This is a genomic window from Dankookia rubra (assembly GCF_004355005.1).
GTDB classification, from domain to species: domain Bacteria; phylum Pseudomonadota; class Alphaproteobacteria; order Acetobacterales; family Acetobacteraceae; genus Paracraurococcus; species Paracraurococcus ruber_A.
In genome coordinates this window covers 1-536 of the sequence record NZ_SMSJ01000349.1, presented here as the reverse complement: position 1 = coordinate 536, position 536 = coordinate 1, and the positions used below count along the sequence as shown (strand labels likewise).

The 536-nt window shown below is 68.8% G+C and carries 1 protein-coding gene; it reads left to right on the top strand.

Annotated elements, in window-relative coordinates:
* Positions 1–205: 205 nt before the first annotated feature.
* Positions 206–536: transposase (locus tag E2C06_RS41015; protein WP_165982929.1), on the top strand; the 331-nt coding region annotated here is incomplete at its 3' end.

The following is a 536-nucleotide window of genomic DNA, read 5'->3' as shown; positions in this document are numbered from 1 at the left end:
CGGCATCAGGCGCGAATCCTACGCACCCGGTTTCGGCGCGACCCCAAGGCCTACCTCGCCGAGCTGGAACAGAAAGCCTGCCAGCCAGCTTTGCCAGCCTAGAAAAAAAGGGGGCTGAAGATCAGGCCCTTGGCCGCTCCCGCGGTGTAAGCGTCAGCCCATCCCCGCCTTGCGGTGACCACGGGTCATCGCGGATTCCGGGGCCATGCCCGACGACGCGATACCGCCTGCACCACTCGCAAGCCGCTCATACGACGGTCGTAAGAGCGGTCCCGGATCCGACCCCGCTGTCGAGGTCCGCATTCGCGCGGTCCGGCGGCGCAACTGGCCGCCGGAGGACCGGCTCCGGATCGTCCGCGAGACCCTGGAACCGGGCGCCATCGTCCAGACGGTGGCGGACCGGCACGGGGTGAGCACGGGACAGCTCGTAAGCGTCCGCCGACGACTACGGCGGCCTGCCGTGGGTCAGATAGCTTGGGGCCGCAGGGTCCAGGGTGCGAGGTCAGCGAGGCGGTTGATTGGGTGGTCGGCGATGC